This is a genomic window from Roseovarius sp. MMSF_3350 (genome assembly GCF_030733425.1).
In the GTDB taxonomy this organism is placed as follows: Bacteria; Pseudomonadota; Alphaproteobacteria; order Rhodobacterales; family Rhodobacteraceae; genus Roseovarius.
This window is the reverse complement of the sequence record NZ_JASHIZ010000004.1, coordinates 152,160-173,669: the sequence shown is the minus strand read 5'-3', so window position 1 is coordinate 173,669 and position 21,510 is coordinate 152,160. Positions and strand designations below refer to the sequence as shown.

Genomic DNA, 21,510 nt, shown 5'->3' with positions numbered 1-21,510 from the left:
CACGGCTCGTTTGGCGGTTCCCTATTGCACGGGTCGGCAGGAATGGAAAGGGCCGATTGACGGGGTGCGCGCAGGTGACCGGGGCGCGCGGCCCGTCCCGTGATGACGCCCGCCATGCCCGTAGGGTGGGTGACAACCCACCATCCGCCATCCCCCGTCGCTCCTCTTGCCATCGCGTCCCGCCCCACGCTAGCGTTTGCGCAACCAAAGGACACGCCCATGAGCAAACACGGATACGAGAGCGGCCGGCTCGACCTGCCCTTCGTCGGCATCTCCACCTTCGGCAAACGCCCCTATGTCAACGACTGGAGCCGGATCGACGCCGACGTCGCAATTCTCGGCGCGCCCTTCGATGCCGGCACCCAGTGGCGCTCCGGCGCGCGCTTCGGCCCCCGCGGCGTGCGCGAGGCTTCGACGCTCTTCTCCTTCGGTCACGCCGGCGCCTACGATCACGAAGACGACGCCACCTACCTGCCCGGTTCGGTCAGTATCGTCGATATCGGAGATGCCGACATCGTCCATACCGACACCCTGAAATCCCACGCCAATATCGAAACGGGCGTCCGCGCCATCCTCGCCGCCGGCGCCCTGCCCGTCACCATCGGCGGCGACCATTCCATCAACATCCCCTGCGTCAACGCCTATGACGACCAGGGCGACATTCACATCCTGCAGATCGACGCCCATCTGGATTTCGTCGACGAACGCCACGGCGTGCGCTACGGCCACGGCAACCCGATGCGCCGCGCCGCCGAGAAACCCTACGTCACCGGGCTCACCCAGCTTGGCATCCGCAACGTCAGCTCGACGGCCAAGGAAGGCTATGACGATGCCCGTGCGCGCGGCTCGGACATCCTGTCGGTCCGGCAGGTCCGGAAGCTGGGGCCGCAGGCGACGGCCGACCGCATTCCCGACGGGGCCCGCATCTACATTACCATCGACATCGACGCATTCTGCCCCTCCATTGCGCCCGGCACCGGCACGCCCAGCCACGGCGGGTTTCTGTATTACGACGTGCTGGAGATCCTGCAGCAGGTCGCGCGAAGACACGAGGTCGTGGGCATCGACCTTGTCGAGGTCGCCCCGGATTACGACCCCACCGGCTCCACCTCGATCCTTGCGGCGCAGGTGCTTCTGAACCTTCTGGGCTTCATCTTCCACGCCCTCGCCTGAGCGCAATTGGCGCAGGTCCACTATTGGTCCACTTCTGGCGCTCATTTCGGCGCACATCTCCTTCATTTCAATCTGTCTCGCCAGAATTTCCTTCACTTGCGCCCGATTCTGCGCAATCCTTAATCAAAATAAAAAGACAGGCGCAGGCCGAAATGATGTTTGGTTCATTTTTGGGTCACTCTTCATTCAGCCATCCCCGCCGCAGAAACGCAAACAACAGTGGAGGACACACCCAAAATGGATCTCGCAGCCATTCAGGCCGACCAGGTCACGCTCAATTCCCTGGTCCAGAACCTCGTCTACCTTTCCGGCACCGTCGGCGCGATCACCGTCGTCGTCGGCTTGCTGATGATCGATGCCGGCACCACCCGGCGCAAAAGCCTGTTCAATTCGACCATCGAAAAGGTCATGGGCTTCTTCATCGGCTTCGCCACCTATTTCGCCATCGGCTTCGGCTTCTGGGCGGCGCAGTACTACATCATGGAAGGCGCCACCATGGGCGACAGCTTGCGCGACTGGTGGCTCTTCGGCGGCATGCTGAACGCCAACGCCTCCACCACCGATCCGGCCACGTTCCCGGGTCTGAACACCTTCCAGATATTCGTGTTCTTCCTCGCGGTCTTTGCCGGGATCGTGAACATCCTGTTCCATTTCGCGGTGTCGGAACGGATCCGGGCCTCGGCCTATTACGTGCTCTGCGTCGTGGCCGCGATCGGCTCGTCGATCCTCAGCTTCTACACCTGGGGCTCGGTCGGCCCGCTCACCAACGCGGGTTTCCACGACTTCTTCGGCGTGGGCTTCGTCTATCTCTTCCCCACCGGCATGGCGTTGGCGCTGGTGCCCATGTTGGGCAAGCGCCCCGGCATGTTCGCGCCGCACCCGCTTGTCTCGGGCTACCATGCGCCCAGCATCGGGCTGGCGGCGGTGGGCCTGCTGACCATCTTCGCGGGCCTGCCCATGGTCATCGTCTCCTGCCTCTTCTTCTTCGACCCCGAGGCGCTGGCGGTCAGCGTCACCATGGCCGAGACCAGCGTGGGCCTTGCCGTGAACAACTACGCCATGTCCTGGGCTGGCGGCGCGGTGACCGGCGGGATCCTCGCCTATGCCACCCGCAAATACGCCTACCTGCTGCTTGGACCACTGGCGGGCTACGTGGCGGGGGCCAGCGGCTTCGACGTCTACCAGCCGGGCCAGATGTTCCTGGTCGCGCTGGGCGCGCCGGTCATCTCCTACATCGTCTATGAATTCACGCTGAAGCGCGAATTCGACGAGCACAAGCTGCTGCCGCTCTTTCTCGGCGCCGGCAGCTATGGCCTGATCATGGTCGGTATCCTCGAGGCCGGCACGCCGCGCGGCGGCTACTTCGGGTTCGAGGAAGGGGAGTACGCCTTCCAGCACGGCCAGATCAGCCTGGTGATGCAGCTCATTGGTATCGTGGTCTGCCTTGCCGCAGGTCTGGTGACCGGCCTCGTGACCGCGCTGATCCTCAAGGTGACCATCGGCCTGCGCAACACCGACGACGAGATGGCCGCCGGTCTCGACGGTCTGCGCTGGGGGCTGGAGCCTGACGTGCCCACGCGCGAGGACACGCCCATCGCCAAGGGCTGACACGGGACACCACTCACCGGGTCGCGGCGGCGGGGACCACCCCGTCGCCGCGATGCGTTTACGGCCCGCGCCCCGTAGGGTGGGTTTCAAACCCACCCTGCCACCTCCGCGGTTAAAACGCGTTTACGCCGAACGACCTGGTCATCCGCCGAACCGTGAAACCGGGCACCGTCGCAATACCGCACGAATACCGACGTGATACCGACATGCCGATTTTTGCCGAATCGGGTTGGTTAACCGCCCCGTTTCCGCGCCCGGTGCTTCAATGCCCCGTTAACCCTTCACCGCCGTCTGCAGGTCGTCGTAGCTCTCAAGACCATGCGCCGCGCCCATCGTCTCGCGCCATTTCCCGGCATAGGCCTCGCGTATCGCATCGCTGACCTGCGCCCGCCCGGCCCCGGCCTGCCCGCTGTCCACCTTGCTCGCTTCGCCGCCCGGTGGCAGGCCACAGGCCGCATCGCGGGCCTGCCGCACAAGGTGATCGTCGAACTGCCGGCCATGCGCCTTCATGAAATCCATCGTCGCCTGCGCCTGCGCCACGGCGCGCCTGCGTTCATCGGATATTCCCATGAAATCCGCCACTTGCGCGACACTCTTCACCAAGTCTCGCTTCATGTGCTCATAGGCCAGCAGCAGCACGTCGTCGCGGTCGCGCACGTCCCACCAGGACGACGCATGGCTCCAGTAATCCTCGCGCCCCATCCGGTGCAGGTAATACTCCGCGAAATCCTCCAGAGAGATCGCGCCGCGCTCGAACATCCAGCCGTCGAAGAACCGATAGAGCGAGACCATCGCATCCACCGGGTCGCGCAGCACCACGATGTAGCGCCCGCCCTCGGGAATCACCCCCCACGGCAGGTGACTCTTGAAGAGCCGCGGACGGTAGCGTTGCGAGGCGTTAACGTCCCTGCCCATATCGTGCGCCAGTTCCAGCCACGGCACCACGTCGGTAATCTCGTCGAAATCCATGTCGCCGCCCGAGCGCAGGCCGTGGGCGATCTGGCTGACCCAGGTGGTACCGCACTTGCTGTAGGGAGAAATGAAGATGTCGGTGGAATCGGCGCGATAGGCCAGCCCCGTCTCGACGCCATGCTCCGTGGCGAACCGTGCCAGCGCCGCGTTCATCTGCGCCAGTGTCTCAGGACGCTTCATCGCGCGCGCCCTCACTGCCCGGCACCGGGTCATAGCCACAGCCGCCCCAGGGGTTGCACCGCGCAATCCGACGCGCGGCCAGCCACCCGCCCTTGAGACCGCCATGCATGCGCAAGGCGTCCAAGGCATATTGGCTGCACGTCGGCTGGTAACGACAGTTGAACCCCACCCAGGGGCTGAAGATCAGCCGGTAACCCTTCACCGGCAAGGCCAGAATATGAGCGAGCAGGCTCATTTATGGACCGAGACCAGCGCCCGCCGCAGATCCTCGCACAGCCCTTGGAAATCGCGCTCCACCGTGGTCCCGGCGCGCCCGATCAGCACATAGTCATGCCCGGGTTTTCCGTTTTTCGTCAGCACCTTGCGGGCCACTTCGCGCAGGCGCCGCTTGGCCCGGTTCCGGGTGACGGCATTGCCCACCTTCTTGGAACAGGTATACCCGACGCGGATTTTGTCGCTATCATCCCGCCGGTCCCGCATTTGCAGCACGAGACCCTTCATTGCCTGCCTGCGCCCCTTGGCGGCGGCCAGGAAATCGGGGCGTTTCCTGAGGACCTCCAGACAAACGGAAACCGCCGGGGGCGTGTTCCCCGTGTCATCCACGAGGGCCTCCGGCGGTGTCATGTCCGTCTTGTCCTGGCTGGCGCTTACGCGCTCAGCGACTTGCGGCCACGCGCACGACGCGCGTTCAGGATCTTGCGGCCGGCCTTGGTGGCCATGCGCGCGCGGAAACCGTGGCGCCGCTTGCGGACCAGGTTCGAAGGTTGATACGTGCGTTTCATCGCTCGGCTCTCCGGTGTTCTTGGCCTCGCTCAGGAATCGCGAAAGCCGGAATTCGTATTGAAGCCCGGTCTATAGGGGCGCGCGCGCCCCAAGTCAAACATCCGATTGGCTTTTGCAACAAAAACCCCGCCCGGACGGTTGGCTTTGTTACAAACCCCGTCGAAATCAGACGTAAAGGCCCCGAACCCATCACCCCGCATCACCCCGGCGTGAAGTGTCTGGCGCGGTGCCTGCGGATGGCGCATCTAGGAAGGACACGCAATCACACCGGACCCGGATTCCGACATGGACACAGCCGAGAACACCAAGCGCCCCGCCTATATCCGCCACGCGCCCCTCGCCGTGATCCTGGTGGCCGCAGTGGTGGGCTATTTCACTCTGGGCGACTACCTGACCTTCGATACGCTGGCCGACAATCGCGAGGCGTTGCTGGCATTCCGGGACGAAAACTATCTGCTGCTCGCGGGCCTTTTCATGACGGTCTACGTGGCCATCGTCGCCTTCTCGCTGCCCGGCGCGGCCGTTGCCTCGGTCACGGGTGGGTTCCTCTTCGGTCTGGCGCTTGGCACGGTTTTCAACGTGACCGCCGCCGTGATCGGCGCCTCGGCCATCTTCCTCGCTGCGCGCTGGGGTCTGGGGCGGACGCTGGCCGCGAGAATGGACGCCTCGGAGGGTACGCTCAAGAAATTCAAGAACGGATTGCACGAGCATGAAATCAATGTGCTTTTGCTGATGCGCCTCGTGCCGGTGGTCCCGTTTTTCGTCGCCAACCTGCTGCCCGCGCTCGTGGGCGTGCGCTTCTTCAATTTCCTCTGGACGACCGCGGTTGGCATCATCCCCGGCGCCGTCGTCTTCACCTGGATCGGCGTCGGCCTGGGCGAGGTGTTCGACCGGGGCGAACGCCCGGACCTGTCCCTGCTCTGGGAGCCGCAGGTGATCGGCCCCATTCTCGGGCTTTGCGTGCTGGCCGCCCTACCTATCCTCATCAAGACCGTGCGCGGCAGGAAAGGCATCTGACACATGGCCGATATCAAGACTGACATCCTCGTCATCGGGGCCGGCTCGGGCGGGCTCTCCGTCGCTTCGGGAGCGGCGCAGATGGGCGCCGAGGTGGTCCTGCTGGAAGCAAACGAGATGGGTGGTGACTGTCTCAACTTCGGCTGCGTGCCGTCCAAGGCGCTGATTGCCTCGGCCGAGGCCGCGCACGGCCAGGCACATGCCGCGCCATACGGTGTGGCCAATGTGGCGCCGGCGGTGGATTACGCCGCCGCCAAGGACCACGTGAAAAACGCGATCGCCACCATCGCACCGCATGACAGCCAGGAGCGTTTCGAAGGGCTCGGCGTCAAGGTCATCCGGGAGTACGGCCAGTTCATTTCGCCCACCGAGGTGAAGGCCGGCGACACGGTGATCCGCGCCCGGCGGATCGTCATCGCCACCGGCTCCTCTCCCTTCGTGCCGCCGATCCCGGGGCTGGAAAACGTCCCTTACGAGACCAATGAAACCCTGTTCGATCTGCGTGAAAAGCCCGATCACCTTCTGGTAATCGGCGGCGGCCCCATCGGCATGGAAATGGCGCAGGCGCATCTGCGGCTGGGCTGCAAGGTCACGCTGATCCAAGGCGGCAACGCGCTTGGCAAGGACGACCCCGAGGCCGCCGCCCTGGTGAAGGATCACCTGCGCGACGAGGGGCTTGAGATCATAGAGGGCGCACATGCGGCGAAGGTCCGCGGCCAGGCCGGTGCGATCGAGGTCGAACTCGACGACGGACAGGTTCTCAAGGGCTCGCACCTTCTGGTGGCCGTGGGCCGCACACCCAATATCGAGAGGCTGAACCTCGACGCGGCCGGTATCAAGTCCACCAAGGCCGGCATCAAGGTCGATGCGGCGCTGAAGACCAGCAATTCCAGGGTCTATGCCATCGGCGACGTGGCCGGGGGCCTGCAATTCACCCATGTCGCGAATTATCACGCGGGTATCGTGATCCGCTCCGCCGTACTGGGCCTGCCGGCCAAGGCGCACACCAGCCACCTGCCTTGGACCACATATACCGACCCGGAACTGGCGCAGGTCGGCCTGACCGAGGCACAGGCCCGCAAGGCGCATGGGACCAAGCTGGAAGTTGTCCGTGTCGAGTACGATGGCAACGATCGCGCCATAGCTACCCGCAAGACGGCCGGGTTCATCAAGGTCATGGTCGTGCGCGGCCGCCCTGTCGGCGCCACCATCGTCGGTGCGCAGGCGGGCGAGCTTATCCACACGTGGGCATTGGCCCTCGCCAACAACTTGAAAATGAAGCATATCAGCGCCATGGTTGCGCCTTATCCCACGCTGGGCGAAATCAACAAGCGAGCGGCGGGAGCGTATTTCACGCCGCGGCTGTTCGAAAGCGACTGGGTCAAGCGGATCGTGCGGCTGGTGCAGCGCTGGCTGCCGTAAACGACAAGGCGACGGAACGGGAAAAATGGGGTTTCTGAAATCACTCTCGGGACGGTTTCTGATCCTGACCGTGGTATTCGTCATGCTGGCCGAGGTCCTGATCTTTTTCCCCTCCATCGCCCGGTTCCGCGAAGACTTTCTGATGGACCGGCTGCAGCGGGCTCAGATCGCCTCCCTCGCGCTCTTGGCGAATGATCAAATCTCGAATGAGCTTCAGGAAGAGTTGCTGCAGAACGCGGGCGTCTTCAACGTCGTGTTGCGCCGCGACGAGGCGCGACAGTTGATGTTGTCCGCGCCCATGCCCTCGCCCATCGTCGACACGTACGATCTGCGCGATGTGACGCCGCTCGAACTGATCGGAGATGCCGTGAACCGGCTGGCCACGCCCCAGCCCGAGATGATCCGGGTGATTGGCGATCCTTCGCAGATGGGCGGGCTGCTGATCGAGGTCACGTTGCTGACGGACGATCTGCGCGCCGCGATGCTGGATTACGGCCTGCGGATCCTGTTCCTGTCCGCGATGATCTCGGTCGTCACCGCCGCCCTGCTTTATTTCGCGGTGCGCGGCTTTCTGGTCCGACCCATCGCCAGCGTGGCGCGCCACATGACCCGCTATGCCGAGGCGCCCGAGGATGCCAACCGGGTGATCACGCCCCGCTCCACCACCACCGAGATCCGCCAGGCCGAGGAGGCGTTGCTGTCGCTTCAGACCCAGCTGACTTCGTCCCTGCGCCAGCGCGAGCGGCTGGCGCAACTCGGCGGTGCTGTGGCCAAGGTCAGCCATGACCTGCGCAACATCCTGACGTCGGCTCAGCTGTTCACCGACCGAATCGAGATGAGCGAGGACCCGGCGGTCAAGCGCATGGCGCCCAAGCTTGTCAGCTCCATTGCCCGCGCAGTGCACTTGTGCGAATCCACGCTGGCCTATGGCAAGGCAGAGGAACAGCCACCGACCCTGGGCCGGTTCGCGCTGATCGACGTGGTCTCGGACGTGATCGAAAGCGAGCGTCTGGCCGTAGGCGACGCCGATGTGAGTTTTGCCGAGGACATTCCCAACGGCCTGATCGTACGCGCCGACCACGAACAGCTCTACCGCGTCATCGCCAACCTGGTACGCAACGCGCGGCAGGCCATCGTCAATAGTGGGAACCCCGGCGAGATCGCCATTGCCGGGAAGGAGACTGCCGATGCGTGGTTCATCCGTGTCTCAGATACCGGGCCGGGGTTGCCGGCCAAGGCCCGCGACCATCTGTTCCAGCCGTTCCAGGGCGGAGCGACGAAGGGCGGAACGGGCCTCGGCCTGTCGATTGCCGCCGAGCTGATCCGAGGCCATGGTGGCACGCTCGAACTTGAAAGCACGGGCGAGACCGGAACGGTATTCTGCGTTACCCTGCCCCGCGGCGAGCTGAGCAAGGGCTGAGGGAATTTCCTCGGAAAATCCCGTGTGACCCCCTTGCATTGGCCGGCGCATGGGTCTAGATGCTCGACCTCACGGACCGATAGCTCAGCTGGATAGAGTACCTGACTACGAATCAGGGGGTCGGGGGTTCGAATCCTCCTCGGTCCGCCACTTCCCCTAATAGACCGTGATTGACGATTTGGCTGCGCGACCTTGCGCAGGCGCATATCAGTACGCCGATCACGTGGCGTTCTTCTCGACAATTGAACCGTGCAGTTTATCCTTGCGGCAAACGCGGAATGCGCCGGGAGGCACCATGCAGCTGACAATCGACGGCACGGCCCACGAGATCGAGGTCGAGGATGACATGCCCCTTCTGTGGGTACTGCGCGACATCCTGGGCAAGACGGGGGTCAAATACGGCTGCGGGATCGCGCAATGCGGCGCCTGCACGGTACATATCGACGGCGAGGCGACGCGGTCCTGCCAGGTTGCCGCCGGCGACGTGTGGGGGCCGGTGACCACCATTCACGGCCTGGGCACCCCCGAGGCGCGCCATGCCGTGCAGCAGGCATGGATCGAAACGCAGGTCGCGCAATGCGGCTATTGCCAGTCGGGGCAGATCATGCAGGCCGCGGCGCTGTTGTCGGAAATGCCCGATCCTTCGGACGAGGATATCGACGACGCCATGTCGGGCAACCTGTGCCGGTGCGGCACATATCCACGCATCCGCGCCGCCGTGAAGGCCGCCGCCGCCAAGTTGAAGGAGGCGTGACATGAGCCGGGTCGGAAAGATCGCGCGGCGCAGTTTCCTTGTGGGGGCGGTTGCGGCAGCGGGCGGTGTGGCCTTCGGCGTGTGGCGTTACAAGACGCCGTATCGCAATCCGCTTCTGAGCGAGCTGAACGAAGGCGAGGCGGCGCTGACCCCCTATGTGCTGATCCGTCCCGACGGGATCACCCTCATCACGCCCCGCGCCGACAAGGGCCAGGGCGCCTACCAGGTGCAGGCGATGCTGCTGGCCGAGGAACTGGACGTGACGCTCGATCAGATCACGGTCGATCCCGGCCCGCCGGATGTCGCCTATTGGAACCGGGCGCTCGCGGATGAGGCGGCGGCCTTTCTCGCACCCGGTGGCGGCGTCGCAGAAGAGTTGGCGGGCTCGGTCGTGTCTGCCGGGGCGAAGTTCCTGGGGCTACAGATCACCGGCGGCTCGACCACCACGCCCGACGGGTTCGACAAGCTGCGCGCGGCGGGGGCATCGGCCCGCGAGACACTGAAAGCTGCCGCCGCCGCGCAGGCAGGTATCGCCGCAAGCGAGCTGACCACACGCGACGGGGCGGTGATCCTGCCGGGCGGCACCACCCTGCCCTATACCGAGCTGGCCACTGTGGCAGCTGATTTGGATCCGGTGACGGACGTCGCCCTGCGGCCCGCGTCGGAATGGCGGCTGATCGGCAAGCCCACGCCGCGACTGGACATGGTTCCCAAGTCCACTGGCACGCAGGACTACGGAATCGACGTGAACCTGCCCGGTATGGTTTACGCGACCGTACTTCTGAACCCTGCGCTTGGCGGGGCGCTTGGCAGCTATGACACCGCCGAGGCGTTTAAGATTCGCGGCGTGCAGTCGGTGGTCGAGATCACCGGCGGCCTGGGCATCGTGGCCGATAACACCTGGCGGGCGATGGAAGGGGCCAAGGCCATCGTGGCAAGCTGGCCGGAGGGGCCGTTGCCGCGAACGATGGAGGCGCATTGGCAGGCGCTATCGGACAGTTTCACCGAAGACGCGCAGGACAGCCGCAAACGCGACGACGGCGACGTGGACGCGGCCCTTGGCGCGGGTGATGTCATAGAGGCCGAGTATCGCGCACCCTACCTGGCCCATGCCCCGCTGGAGCCGGTCAACGCCACCGTGCGCGTCGACAATGATGCCGTCGAGATATGGACCGGCACGCAGATCCCGCGCAATGTCCTGACCAACGTGTCGGGCATGACCGGCGTACCGGAGGACAACATCACCCTGCACGTACAGATGATCGGCGGCAGTTTCGGGCACCGGCTGGAGGACATGGTGGTGCGCCACGCCGCCGAGATCGCCATGCAGATGAAAGGCACGCCGGTCAAGCTGACCTATTCCCGCGAAGAGGACATGACTCACGAATTTCCCCGCCAGATCGCCATGGCGCGGATGCGCGGCACCGTGCGCGAGGGTCGGGTCGAGGCCTATGACCTTGGCATCGCCATGCCGTCGGTCATCGTCTCGCAAATGGGGCGCCAGGGGCTGAGCGTGCCCGGCCCCGACAGCCAGATCGTGGCCGGCGCCTTCGAGCAGCCTTTTGCCGTGCCGCACCACCGGGTGACAGGTTACCGCGCGCCGCCGCTGGCGCCAATTTCGTCCTGGCGCTCGGTGGGCGCGTCGACGAACGGGTTTTTCTACAATGCCGGGCTGGACGAGTTGATCCACGCCGCCGGGGCCGACCCGATGGAAGAGCGTCTGCGGCTGTGCGATGACGCGCTGGCCCGGGCCGTGCTGGACGCCGTGGCCGAGATGAGCGACTGGTCCGGGCCGAACCCGGACGATGGCGTGGGGCGCGGTGTCGCCTTCACCAAGTCCTTTGGCGTGCCGTGCGCCGAGGTGATCGAGGTCGAGACCACCCAAGCCGGACTGAAGCTGACGCGGGCCTGGGCCGCGGCAGAGGTCGGCACCGTGGTCGATCCCCTGAACTTCGAGAACCAGGTGGCGGGCGGTGTCATTTTTGGCTTGGGTCATGCGATTAACTGCGAACTGACTTATGCCGACGGCCGCGCCGAGCAGACCAATTTCGACGCGTTCCAAGGGCTTCGGTTGTACCAGGCCCCGACGATTGAAGTGCGCGGGTTGGAGAATGGCGACAAGGTGCTTGGCGTTGGCGAGCCGCCGGTGCCGCCTGCCGCCCCTGCCCTAGCGGCAGCCATTTTCGCGGCCACGGGGACGCGGCTGCGCGAGATGCCGTTCTCGAAATTCGTGGAGTTTGCGTAGGTCAAGGCGCGCCGGGCGCGGCGCCGCCTTGCCGTTCCCCGCGCGGGGTGGTTGAAGGGGCGCATGGGATCCATTCTGACCACACTTGCGCTGCTGGGCCTGGCTTGCGCCGCGGCCTTCGGTGCACAAGCGGCTTCGATACCGCTTCCGTTCCTGATCGGACCTCTGGTCGCATCCGGTATCGTGGCGACAACCGCGTCGGCCCGTTTACCGGATGGTTACCGTTTCCCCCCCATGCTGCGTCTGGTATTCATTTCGGTCATCGGCCTGATGATCGGCGCGCAGGTCACGCCCGAACTTTTCGGACAATCCTCGCGCCTGGCGGTCAGTTTCACTGCGCTGACACTGTTCGTCGTCGTCGCCCATGCCTATGGCTACACCGTCTTGCGGTTCATCGGCGGGTATGACCGGCCTACCGCGTTCTACGGCGCTGCGCCCGGCGGGTTGTTCGAATCGATAGCGCTCGGCGAAGAGGCCGGTGCGGACCCGGCCCGCCTGACGCTGCAACAGTTCCTGCGGATCATCGCGGTGGTCACGCTCCTGCCCATCGGCCTGTCGCTCTGGGTCGGTCACCCGGTCGGCAGTTCGGCGGGTGTCACGCTGGCTCGGGGCGACGTGCCGTGGTCGGCCTTTCCGGTGATCGCCTGTGCGGGCGCGGCGGGACTTGGCCTCGGGCATCTGCTGCGCTTGCCGGCAAAGCAATTGACCGGGCCCCTTTCAGTGGCGGCGATCCTGTCGCTGACCGGCATTTACCACGTCGATGTGCCGCAATGGCTGATCAACGTGGCGCAGATCGTCGTCGGTACGGCGCTTGGCATGCGATTCTCGGGGCTGTCCGGCGGACTGGTCCTGCGCGGCTTCGGGCTGACCTTGCTCTGTGTCGGTGGGATGCTGGGACTGTCCATCGTGTTCGCCCTGGCGCTGATGCAGATCCTGGAGCAACCGTTCGACGTTCTGCTGATCAGTTTCGCGCCCGGCGGCGTGACCGAGATGTCGCTGGTAGCACTCAGCCTCTCCGCGAACCCGGCCTTCGTGACGCTGCACCACGTCTTTCGCATCCTGCTCACCGTTGTGGGCCTTGGCCTCACTTCCAAGCTGGTCCGGCGCAGGCTTTGACAGGGCGCTCCTTCTGGAATATCTGAACACTTGTTCATTTCAAACCTCCGGAGGCTTCATGCAAATCTCAGACACCGCCGCAATCATCACCGGGGGCGCCTCGGGGCTGGGAGAAGCGACGGCACGGCACTTTCGCGCGCATGGGGCCAAGGTTACTCTGCTAGACCGCGACGCGGAGCGCGGTGCCGCCGTGGCCGCCGAGATCGGGGCCGGTTTCGCCGAAACGGACGTCACCGACGAGGACTCGGTCCTCGCTGCTATAGCTGCTGCGAAGGACGCCATGGGTAAGATCACCGCTGCCGTCAATTGCGCGGGCATCGCGACCGGAGAGAAGACGCTTGGGCGCGACGGCCCCCACAGCCTTGACGGGTTCCGCCGCACCATCGACATCAACCTCATCGGGAGCTTCAACGTCGCCCGGATTGCCGCCGAAGAAATCGCGCAGAACGCCGCCGCCCCGGATGGCACGCGCGGGGTGATCATCAACACCGCGTCCATCGCCGCCTTCGAAGGACAAAAGGGCCAGACCGCCTATGCCGCCTCCAAGGGCGGTATCGTGGGCCTCTCGGTGCCCATGGCGCGGGACCTGAGCCGCGACGGCATCCGGGTCATGGCGATTGCGCCGGGCATCTTTGCAACGCCGATGCTGAAGGGCCTGCCGCAGGAGGTGCAGGAGGGTCTGGCGCAGGACGTTACCTTTCCCAAGCGGCTGGGCGACCCGGACGAATACGCCGCGCTGGCGCGGTTCATCGTCGAATGCGATTACCTGAACGGCGAGGTCATCCGCCTCGACGGCGCGCTGCGCATGCAGTGAGGCTTCAGCCGCCGCTGAGCACGCCGAACTTGGTTTCGAGGTAGGCCATGAGCGGCGCAGCGGTGGGCGCGGTGCCACAGGCCAGGGTGATGACCTCTTTCGGCTCGTGACGCCCGCCATGGCGTTGCACGCGCTCGCGCAGCCAGCCCGTCGCGGCAGAGAGGTCGCCCTGGGCCAACTGGTCATCAAGATCGGGCAAATCCTGACGCATTGCTTCGTGCAGGCAACCGGCATAGACATTGCCAAGGCTGTAGGTCGGGAAATACCCGAATAGACCCACGGACCAGTGTACATCCTGAAGCACGCCGTTCGCCGGGCGGTTGACGTCATAGCCGAAATCCGCCCGAAACCGGTCGTTCCAGGCCGCTTCGAGATCACCTACCTGAAGATCGTTGGCGAACAGCGCGCGTTCCAGATCGAACCGCAGCATGATGTGCAGGTTGTACTGCACTTCGTCGGCTTCGGTGCGGATATAGCCCCGGTGCACACGGTTCACGAGCGCATAGAACGCGCCCTCGTCCGGCACGCCGAAATCGCCGAACAGGTCGCGCATCCGCCCGTATAGATAGCCACAGAAGGCGCGGCTGCGGCCAAGCTGGTTCTCGTAGATCCGGCTTTGGCTTTCATGCACGCCCATGGATACCCCCTGCCCTGCCGGCGTCAGAAGGAATTTGGGGTCGATGCCCTGTTCATAGCAGGCGTGGCCGACCTCGTGGATCGTCGAGTAGAGGCAGTTGAACGGATCATCCTCGGCCGTGCGGGTGGTAATGCGGACGTCCTCGCCCGAGCCGCTGGAGAACGGATGCACCGCGCGGTCGATCCGGCCCCGGGTCAGGTCATAACCGAAGGTTTCGGCCAGTTCGCGGCCAAGCGCCATCTGGGTCTCCACGTCGAATCGGGCCGAGAGCGGCGTCACCGGCGGCGCCCTCAGCGCACGTTCGCGCAGTGACACGAGGCCCGGGCGCATTTCTTCGAAGATCGCGGCGAATTCGGCGGCCTTGCCGTTCGGCTCGAAATCGTCGACCAGCGCATCGTAGAGGTCGCCCCCGTCCGCCAGCGCCGCGGCTTCTTCGCGCTTGAGCTTGACCACCTCGGCCAGCGTGGGAAGAAAGGCGCCCACGTCGTCATTGGCGCGTGCGGCGGCCCAGATGCCCTGCGACCGGCTGGTCAAACGGGCCAGGGCGGCGGCAAGATCGGCCGGCACCTTGACCGATCGGTCATAGCTGCGGCGGATCAGGCGCAGTTGCGCGGCACCGTCGGCATCCGGCGGCTCGGCCTGCTCCAGCCAGTCTCCGATCCGCGGGTTGGTACGCCTGCCGTGCAGCACGCTTTCCATCGCACCGCTTTCCTCGGCACGCTGCCCGGCAGAGCCGCGGGGCATCACGGTTTCCTGGTCCCAGCTCAGCCGCCCGGCGATGCGGGCCAGCGCCTGGGTTTCCCGCTCATAGGCCATGAGCGCGTCGAATGCGGTAAGCAGGGTCATCCGCGCACCGACCGTACGATGGGATACTGGCTGAGAAACCGCGCCCTGAGGATCAGGACCCAGAGGATCACGGCCAGCAACTGGTGCGCGATGGCAAGTTGCCAGGGCGCGATATACAGCACCGTCATGATCCCCAGCACGACCTGCAGGCAAAGCGCGAGGAAGGCGAAATTGAACGCGCCCCGGGTCAGCGGATGAGCAGACCGGCGCCCACGTAGCCATACGACGATGCCGAAGATCAGCAGAAGATAGCCAGTCATGCGGTGGATGAACTGAACCATTCCGGGGTTCTCAAAGAAATTTCTGATGCCAAGCTCCGGCATCCAGAAATCGACGGGCAGGAACCCTCCTGCCATGAGTGGCCAGTCGGTAAAGGTGCGTCCGGCATCGATGCCCGCGACAAGCGCGCCGATCAGGATTTGCAGAAAGGCAAAATGCAGCCAGCCGGTGGACAGGCCGAAAAGCTTGCCCTCGCGGCTGCGCCTGGCCTGCATCAGCTCGCGCTCTTCCCGTCCAAGGCACATCACGTACCACGCGATGAAGCCCAGGATCACGAAAGCCAGACCAAGATGCACGGCCAGTCTGTAGCTTGCCACGTCCAGCATCTGCCCCGTTAGCCCCGAACTGACCATCCACCAGCCGATCGCGCCCTGCAGACCGCCAAGACCCCCCAGTAAGAGAAGGCGGCCCGTCCAGCCGGGCGGGATCTTGCGCAGCAAAAGAAAGCCCAGAAAGCCCAGGGCCCAGACCAGGCCGATCACGCGGCCAAGCTGGCGGTGGCCCCATTCCCACCAGTAGATCACCTTGAACTCGGCAAGGGTCATCCCCTTGTTCTGCAACTGGTATTCGGGAATGGCGCGGTATTTCTCGAACTCGGAATCCCATGCGGCGGCGTCCATCGGAGGCAGCGCGCCGGTCACCGGCTTCCACTCGGTAATCGAAAGGCCGCTGTCGGTCAGGCGTGTGAGGCCGCCCACGGCGATCATCACGACCACGAGCGCGAAGAGCAGCATCAGCCACAGACGCACGGCGCCGCGTGCGCCGCGGCGGCCCGCGTCGATCATCCCGCCCTGCGGCGTCTGCCGCGGTGTGTCGGTGTCGGACACTTCCTGGAAAATGCTGCGTTTTTCGCTCATGTTCCGCCCTCTGACTTTGGCGTGACGTTAATCCGCTCCGCGCGGCGCTTCAACCGCGCTCCTTCCAGCGCACCATTTGCCGCAGTACGCCATGCAGCGTCTGCACGTCGGCCCGCGTCAGGGGCATCCGACTCCACATGTTGCGCAGGTTGATCTTCATGCCAGGGGCCTTGGCCTCGGGAAAGAAAAAGCCGGCGTCTTCAAGGCGTTCCTCGTAATGCAAGGACAGCGCCTCGATCTCTTTCTGGTTGGCCCATTCGGTGCCGGCCATATCGACGCGGGCGTCCTCGACCGCCTGCGAGGCGCGGCGCCACTCGTAGCCGCACAAGAGCACGCATTGCGCAAGGTTCAGGCTTGGGAATTCGGGATTCACCGGCACGCTGATGATTGCGTTGGCGCGGGCCACATCCTCATTTTCCAGCCCGGCTCGTTCCGGACCGAACAGCACCGAGACACGCTCGCCGCGCGCAAGGCGCCTGGCGGCCTCTGCCATGGCCTCCTCGGGGCTGAAGATGGGCTTGGTGAGGCCCCGAACGCGGGCGGTTGTGGCCATCACGAAACTGTCCTCCTCGACCGCCGCCGGCAGGTCGGGGACCAGGCGCGCGTCGTCCAGCAGCCGACCCGCGCCGCTGGCCATGGCCACCGCCTTGGGGTTGGGCCAACCATCGCGCGGGGCCACGACGACCATGCGGTCAAGGCCGAAGTTCCACATCGCGCGCGCGGCGGCGCCGATGTTTTCGCCCATCTGCGGGCGCACAAGCACAATGCGCGGCTGTGAGTTTTCGCTTGCCATGCTGTTCCTCCAACGCGCCCGCCATAATCCAGCTTTGCCGCGCGGGAAAGCGCAAAAGACCGCGTTTGCGTCCCATGGACGCGTTCGCAAATCCCGGTTATAGGGGCAAAAACAGGACGACAAGACCATGGCAGACCCCGAGCAGCCGCAAATCTACCTGATCACCCCGCCCGAGATCGAACTGGCGCGTTTTCCCGCCATGTTGGACCGTGTTCTGCGGGACCACGAGATTGCCTGCGTGCGGCTGGCGCTATCGACCCATGACGAGGCCGCGTTATGCCGCGCCGCCGACACCTGCCGCGAGGTCGCACACGGGCAGGACGTCGCCATCGTGATCGATACGCATTTCGTTCTGGCGGAACGGCTGGGGCTGGATGGCGTGCACCTTACCGACGGGTCCCGTACCGTTCGCAAGGCGCGCAAGGAGTTGGGGCCGGACGCCATCGTCGGCGCGTTCTGCGGCACCTCGCGCCATGACGGGATGAGCGCGGGCGAGGCCGGCGCCGATTACGTCAGCTTCGGCCCCGCTGGCGTCTCAGCCCTTGGCGACGGGTCGCAGGCCGAGGCGGAACTGTTCGACTGGTGGTCACAGGTGATCGAGGTGCCGGTTGTCGCCGAGGGTGCGCTTGATGCTGCCACGGTGTCGCAGCTTTGCTCCATGACCGATTTTTTCGGGATCGGTGACGAAATCTGGCGCCAAGATGACCCGAGCGCCGCCTTGGGTGAATTGATCGCGGCCATGCGCTGAGGCGGGACTGCGCGGCAGTCTCAGCCCGGCAAAGCGACTTCGGGCGGCATCGCGCTGCGCACTTTAGCCTCGAGCGCACGCGACAGCGCCTTACGATCGGGATAGTCGCTGACACTGATCGGTTCGTGATAGATCACGCGCACGCCGCCCTGCGGAAACCGCGACAGAACCTGTAACATGTGGGGCCCGAGATCCATGTCGCCCCACCAACCGTAGAAACGCGGCTCTTCCGTCCCGTCTGGCGCGATGTAGACAACCGTGACCGGCTGAATCCGCAGCCCCGCTTCCAGTTCGGAGAACGCGGCAAAGAGGCTCGACTTGAACGGCAGCACGCGCATACCGTCGGTCGAGGTGCCTTCTGGAAAAAACAAAAGCTTTCGACCGGCATCAAGCTCTGCTTTCAGCTGGTTGCGCTGCAGGCCGGCCTGCCGAGGGTCGCGACTGATGAAGACCGTACCGACGATCCGCGCGAGAAAACCGATGCCGGGCCAGCCGGCCACCTCGGCCTTGGACACGAAGGTAATCGCCTGCCCTGCCCCGAGAGCGAAGATATCCAGCCACGAGGCGTGGTTCGCCACCACCGCGCCGTGGGTCCGCATCGGCGACCCCTCGCGCCGGTAGCGCAACCCGATCACGTGCAGCCCGGTCCAGATGGCCCAGCGTTGAAGTCGCGCGGTGAGCGGGCGATCGCGACCGAAGAAGATCGGTTCGGCAAGCCGCAGGACAAACACCACGAGGACACCCGGCACGATGATCGCCAGCAGCACGACAAGGCGCAGGACCAGCACCAGACAGCCCACGCCCGTGACGCGGGCCAGTCTGGCGGGACGCTCTGAGTGCCAGGTGCCGCTCACAGGTCGGCGCCCCTGGAATAAATCGCCTTTTGCCGCGCGTTCAGCTGCTCGGTGTCCATCACGAGGCAGACATCGGTCGTGTTGAACGTATGATCAATAAAGGCACCGTCCCCGACGAAGCCGCCAAGCCGCAGGTAGGCCTTGATCAACGCAGGCACCTGCAACATTGCCGCACGCCGGTCGATGCGGTCTTCGGGCACAAGGTTCATCGTTTGGTATCGGGTGTGTACCGTCCGGACCCGCAGGGGTTCTGGCGCCAAGTGGCGGTGGTGGAGCAGCGAAAGTGGCTGGGCCAGTGTGCCGGGGTCGGTTCCGTGAAAGCTTGCGACGCCGAAAAGGATCTCGATGCCGTGGTCCGCGACATAACGGGCAAGGCCGTTCCACAAGTGATACATGGCCGGGCCGCCGCGATAGCCTTCGGCCAGACACGACCGGCCCAGTTCCATGATGCGCCGACCGGAGGATTTGAGGATCGAGATGTCGTATTCGTCCTCGGAGTAGAACTGGCCGGCCTCGGTTGCCTGGTCGTCACGCAAGACGCGGTAGACACCGACGATCTCGCCGCCGCGGGATTCGTCGACAAGAAGCAGATGATCGAAATAGGGATCGAACCGGTCCCGCTCCAGGCGCGCATCGTGGTCGACGAGCGGGCCATCGCCGCCGAGTTCAGCTACGAAGACATCGTAGCGCAGGCGCTGCGCCGCATGCAGGTCCGCCGCGGTGCGGGCGAGTCTTACGGTGAACTGCACGTCGCGCGAATACATCGAAGGGTCCGTTCAGGTTGGCTGAGCGGGTTGTAAAGCCTTTCGGTCTTGCGCTGCAACCTCTAGCGGCTATGACGCCGCGCCTGGCGCGCACGAGCCAAAAGGCTTGCGGATGCAACCGCGCGTGTTAACGTTTTGGTAACTCCGGTCATGGTTCAGTCACCGGCAGCAACTCAACACGGGAGCCATCAATCACCACCTTTCCGGCATCCTGAAAATTCACGGTGATCTTCCCACCGATATTCGACTGGACCTGTCCGGTACCCCATTCGGGCTGATCCGGGTGGACCACGAGCATACCGGGTTCGAGAATGCTGTTCATGTCGGACATCGGCGGGATCCACGGAAAAGGAAACGATATGGCGAACGATACCAATGCCATTGCCGCATTGATAGGGTCTCGTATCTGTCACGACCTGATCAGCCCGATCGGCGCGGTGAGCAACGGCATCGAACTGCTGGAAATATCGGGTGTGGCCGCGGACTCGCCGGAGCTCTCGCTGGTGACCGAAAGCGTGGCCCATGCCAATGCACGTATCCGTTTCTTCCGCCTCGCCTTTGGTATGGCCAGCAAGGAGCAGGAAACCGGCGCGGAAGAGGTCAACGCGATCCTGAGGGACCTGCACGCGGATGACCGGACCGAGATCGAGCCCTTCCCCGCGGGCCACTACGCTCGGGCGGAAGTGCGCGCGGTGATGCTTGCGCTTCTCTGCGCAGAGCAAGCGGTGCCCTATGGCGGCCGTATCACCATGACACGTTCGGACGAAGGCTGGCTAGTCAGGGCCGAAGGCAAGCGTCTGAATGCGGATGCAAAGCTGTGGGACATGCTGAACGGCACGCAAGGCACTGCACTTCCCGCGCCCGCGCATGTGCAATTCGTCATCCTGCCTGCGGCCGCGTGGGAGGCGCGACTGGATTGCTCGGCATCGCTTTCCGAGGACGCGGCGGAGGTGCGGCTCAGGCGCGGGTAGCGCCGTCGCCTTCCACGAGATACTTGAAACTGGTCAGCTGGGTCGCACCGACCGGGCCTCGTGCATGCATCTTGCCGGTGGCAATACCGATCTCGGCGCCCATGCCGAATTCTCCGCCATCGGCAAACTGGGTCGATGCGTTACGCATCAGGATCGCGCTGTCCAGTTCGGCAAAGAATCGATCCGCGGTCGCATCATCCTCGGTAATGATACAGTCGGTATGGTGTGAGCCAAATTTGCGAATGTGCGCAATGGCTTCTGAGACGTCTTTCACCTGCTTCGCGGCCATGACCATCGCCAGGAACTCGAACCCCCAGTCGCCTTCCGTGGCCGAAACCGTACCCGGCACCGATTGAAGGGCGGCATCGGCACGGACTTCGACGCCCTTGTCCAGCAGGGCACGGATCACGCCCTGGCCGATCGTGTCGGCGGCATCCTGATGGACCAGCAAGCACTCGGCGGCGCCGCAGATGCCGGTGCGGCGGGTCTTGGCGTTCATCACGACACGCAGCGCCTTTTCGGGGTCGGCGTGCTTGTCGATGTAGATATGCACGATGCCTTCGAGATGCGCGAATACGGGCACACGCGCCTCGCGCTGAACGAGGCCCACAAGCCCCTTGCCCCCGCGCGGCACGATCACGTCGATCGTGCCGGTCATCGTCAACATCGCCTGCACCGCCGCGCGGTCCCGGGTCGGGACAAGCTGGATCGCATCCTCGGGCAGATCGGCCTCGGCCAGCCCGGCCTTGAGGCAGCGATGGATGGCGCTAGAGGAGTGGAAGCTTTCCGAGCCGCCGCGCAGGATCACCGCGTTGCCTGATTTGAGGCAGAGCGCGCCCGCATCCGCCGTCACGTTGGGCCGGCTTTCGTAGATCACCCCGATCACGCCAAGCGGCGTGCGAACGCGGCGGATATGCAGACCGTTCGGGCGGTCCCATTCGTCGATCACCTCGCCCACCGGATCCTCCTGGGCGGCAACGGCGCGCAACCCGTCGCAAATCCCCTTAATACGATCTTCGTCTAGCATCAGCCGGTCCATCATCGCATCGGACAAGCTCTTGTCGCGACCGAATTCAAGGTCCTTGGCATTGGCCTCGAGGATATCGGCGCGGTGGTTCCACACCGCATCTGCCGCGGCGGTCAGCGCACGGTGCTTGGCCTCTGCCGTGGCGGTGGCAAGCACCGCTGCGGCGTCCTTGGCGCGTTGGCCGATCTCGGCCATGAGCGCGGGGATGTTCTCGAAATCTTTCATCGGGG

Annotated in this window: 22 protein-coding genes and 1 tRNA gene; 12 read left to right on the top strand and 11 right to left on the bottom strand. The window is 64.8% G+C overall.

The annotated features are described in order from the left end of the window. The first annotated feature begins 219 nt into the window (after positions 1-219). Both speB and RBB31_RS06280 read left to right on the top strand, forming a co-directional pair. Entirely contained in the window at positions 220-1,173 is a 954-nt protein-coding gene (speB, locus tag RBB31_RS06285) for an agmatinase (protein ID WP_306128411.1), read from the top strand. A gap of 237 nt (positions 1,174-1,410) precedes the next feature. Then, the gene (locus RBB31_RS06280) at positions 1,411-2,781 is read left to right on the top strand and encodes an ammonium transporter (protein ID WP_306128410.1); all 1,371 of its coding nucleotides are present in this window, start codon (positions 1,411-1,413) and stop codon (positions 2,779-2,781) included. 273 nt (positions 2,782-3,054) lie between these two features. On the opposite strand, the gene RBB31_RS06275 is transcribed toward RBB31_RS06280, so the two are convergent. The 4 genes from RBB31_RS06275 to rpmH are packed head-to-tail and all read right to left on the bottom strand — an operon-like array spanning position 3,055 to position 4,715. Beyond that, entirely contained in the window at positions 3,055-3,933 is an 879-nt protein-coding gene (locus tag RBB31_RS06275) for a sulfotransferase domain-containing protein (RefSeq protein WP_306128409.1), read from the bottom strand. Beyond that, positions 3,920-4,168, bottom strand: coding sequence for a membrane protein insertion efficiency factor YidD (gene yidD / locus RBB31_RS06270; protein ID WP_306128408.1), 249 nt, complete (start codon positions 4,166-4,168; stop codon positions 3,920-3,922). Before yidD ends, RBB31_RS06275 begins: the two co-directional genes overlap by 14 nt. Next, positions 4,165-4,557 (bottom strand): ribonuclease P protein component, encoded by a 393-nt coding sequence (rnpA, locus tag RBB31_RS06265; protein WP_306128407.1) that lies wholly within the window; start codon positions 4,555-4,557, stop codon positions 4,165-4,167. Before rnpA ends, yidD begins: the two co-directional genes overlap by 4 nt. A gap of 23 nt (positions 4,558-4,580) precedes the next feature. Next, positions 4,581-4,715: a 50S ribosomal protein L34 gene (gene rpmH / locus RBB31_RS06260; RefSeq protein ID WP_005980833.1), complete on the bottom strand. Its 135-nt coding sequence runs from the start codon at positions 4,713-4,715 to the stop codon at positions 4,581-4,583. 286 nt (positions 4,716-5,001) lie between these two features. Between rpmH and RBB31_RS06255 the strand changes: the two genes are divergently transcribed. The 8 genes from RBB31_RS06255 (at position 5,002) to RBB31_RS06220 (ending at position 13,504) form a co-directional block, all read left to right on the top strand. After that, positions 5,002-5,733, top strand: a complete 732-nt coding sequence (locus tag RBB31_RS06255; protein WP_306128406.1) for a TVP38/TMEM64 family protein — start codon at positions 5,002-5,004, stop codon at positions 5,731-5,733. Positions 5,734-5,736: 3 nt separating this feature from the next. Beyond that, positions 5,737-7,155, top strand: coding sequence for an NAD(P)/FAD-dependent oxidoreductase (locus RBB31_RS06250; protein ID WP_306128405.1), 1,419 nt, complete (start codon positions 5,737-5,739; stop codon positions 7,153-7,155). Positions 7,156-7,180: 25 nt separating this feature from the next. Further along, the gene (locus RBB31_RS06245) at positions 7,181-8,575 is read left to right on the top strand and encodes a HAMP domain-containing sensor histidine kinase (protein WP_306128404.1); all 1,395 of its coding nucleotides are present in this window, start codon (positions 7,181-7,183) and stop codon (positions 8,573-8,575) included. Between the two features lie 73 nt (positions 8,576-8,648). Further along, positions 8,649-8,725, top strand: a tRNA-Arg gene (locus tag RBB31_RS06240). Positions 8,726-8,870: 145 nt separating this feature from the next. Next, entirely contained in the window at positions 8,871-9,329 is a 459-nt protein-coding gene (locus RBB31_RS06235; protein WP_306128403.1) for a (2Fe-2S)-binding protein, read from the top strand. Position 9,330: 1 nt separating this feature from the next. Next, positions 9,331-11,574, top strand: coding sequence for a xanthine dehydrogenase family protein molybdopterin-binding subunit (locus tag RBB31_RS06230; RefSeq protein ID WP_306128402.1), 2,244 nt, complete (start codon positions 9,331-9,333; stop codon positions 11,572-11,574). Positions 11,575-11,637: 63 nt separating this feature from the next. Then, entirely contained in the window at positions 11,638-12,690 is a 1,053-nt protein-coding gene (locus tag RBB31_RS06225; RefSeq protein ID WP_306128401.1) for an AbrB family transcriptional regulator, read from the top strand. Positions 12,691-12,748: 58 nt separating this feature from the next. Then, on the top strand, positions 12,749-13,504 hold the full coding sequence (locus RBB31_RS06220) for an SDR family NAD(P)-dependent oxidoreductase (protein ID WP_306128400.1): 756 nt from the start codon (positions 12,749-12,751) through the stop codon (positions 13,502-13,504). A 4-nt stretch (positions 13,505-13,508) separates the two neighbouring features. On the opposite strand, the gene RBB31_RS06215 is transcribed toward RBB31_RS06220, so the two are convergent. Genes RBB31_RS06215 through RBB31_RS06205 form a run of 3 tightly spaced genes read right to left on the bottom strand, consistent with a single transcriptional unit; the run spans position 13,509 to position 16,916 of the window. Beyond that, on the bottom strand, positions 13,509-14,987 hold the full coding sequence (locus RBB31_RS06215) for a carboxypeptidase M32 (RefSeq protein WP_306128399.1): 1,479 nt from the start codon (positions 14,985-14,987) through the stop codon (positions 13,509-13,511). After that, positions 14,984-16,123, bottom strand: a complete 1,140-nt coding sequence (gene ctaA, locus RBB31_RS06210) for a heme A synthase (RefSeq protein WP_306128398.1) — start codon at positions 16,121-16,123, stop codon at positions 14,984-14,986. Before ctaA ends, RBB31_RS06215 begins: the two co-directional genes overlap by 4 nt. Before the next feature lie 49 nt (positions 16,124-16,172). After that, complete coding sequence (locus tag RBB31_RS06205; protein ID WP_306128397.1) at positions 16,173-16,916, bottom strand: RNA methyltransferase; 744 nt, start codon at positions 16,914-16,916, stop codon at positions 16,173-16,175. Positions 16,917-17,043: 127 nt separating this feature from the next. Between RBB31_RS06205 and RBB31_RS06200 the strand changes: the two genes are divergently transcribed. Then, complete coding sequence (locus RBB31_RS06200) at positions 17,044-17,664, top strand: thiamine phosphate synthase (protein WP_306128396.1); 621 nt, start codon at positions 17,044-17,046, stop codon at positions 17,662-17,664. A 20-nt stretch (positions 17,665-17,684) separates the two neighbouring features. Here the strand turns inward: RBB31_RS06200 and RBB31_RS06195 are convergent, their stop codons facing one another. From RBB31_RS06195 to RBB31_RS06185, 3 genes are all read right to left on the bottom strand, one after another. After that, positions 17,685-18,518, bottom strand: a complete 834-nt coding sequence (locus RBB31_RS06195; protein WP_306128395.1) for a 1-acyl-sn-glycerol-3-phosphate acyltransferase — start codon at positions 18,516-18,518, stop codon at positions 17,685-17,687. Continuing rightward, positions 18,515-19,282, bottom strand: coding sequence for a GNAT family N-acetyltransferase (locus RBB31_RS06190; RefSeq protein ID WP_306128394.1), 768 nt, complete (start codon positions 19,280-19,282; stop codon positions 18,515-18,517). Before RBB31_RS06190 ends, RBB31_RS06195 begins: the two co-directional genes overlap by 4 nt. 148 nt (positions 19,283-19,430) lie before the next feature. Next, positions 19,431-19,613: a DUF3553 domain-containing protein gene (locus RBB31_RS06185; RefSeq protein ID WP_306128393.1), complete on the bottom strand. Its 183-nt coding sequence runs from the start codon at positions 19,611-19,613 to the stop codon at positions 19,431-19,433. A 28-nt stretch (positions 19,614-19,641) separates the two neighbouring features. Between RBB31_RS06185 and RBB31_RS06180 the strand changes: the two genes are divergently transcribed. Next, positions 19,642-20,253, top strand: a complete 612-nt coding sequence (locus RBB31_RS06180; protein WP_306128392.1) for a histidine phosphotransferase family protein — start codon at positions 19,642-19,644, stop codon at positions 20,251-20,253. On the opposite strand, the gene RBB31_RS06175 is transcribed toward RBB31_RS06180, so the two are convergent. Beyond that, positions 20,240-21,505, bottom strand: coding sequence for a glutamate-5-semialdehyde dehydrogenase (locus RBB31_RS06175; protein WP_306128391.1), 1,266 nt, complete (start codon positions 21,503-21,505; stop codon positions 20,240-20,242). The genes RBB31_RS06180 and RBB31_RS06175 overlap by 14 nt on opposite strands. Positions 21,506-21,510: the final 5 nt, after the last annotated feature.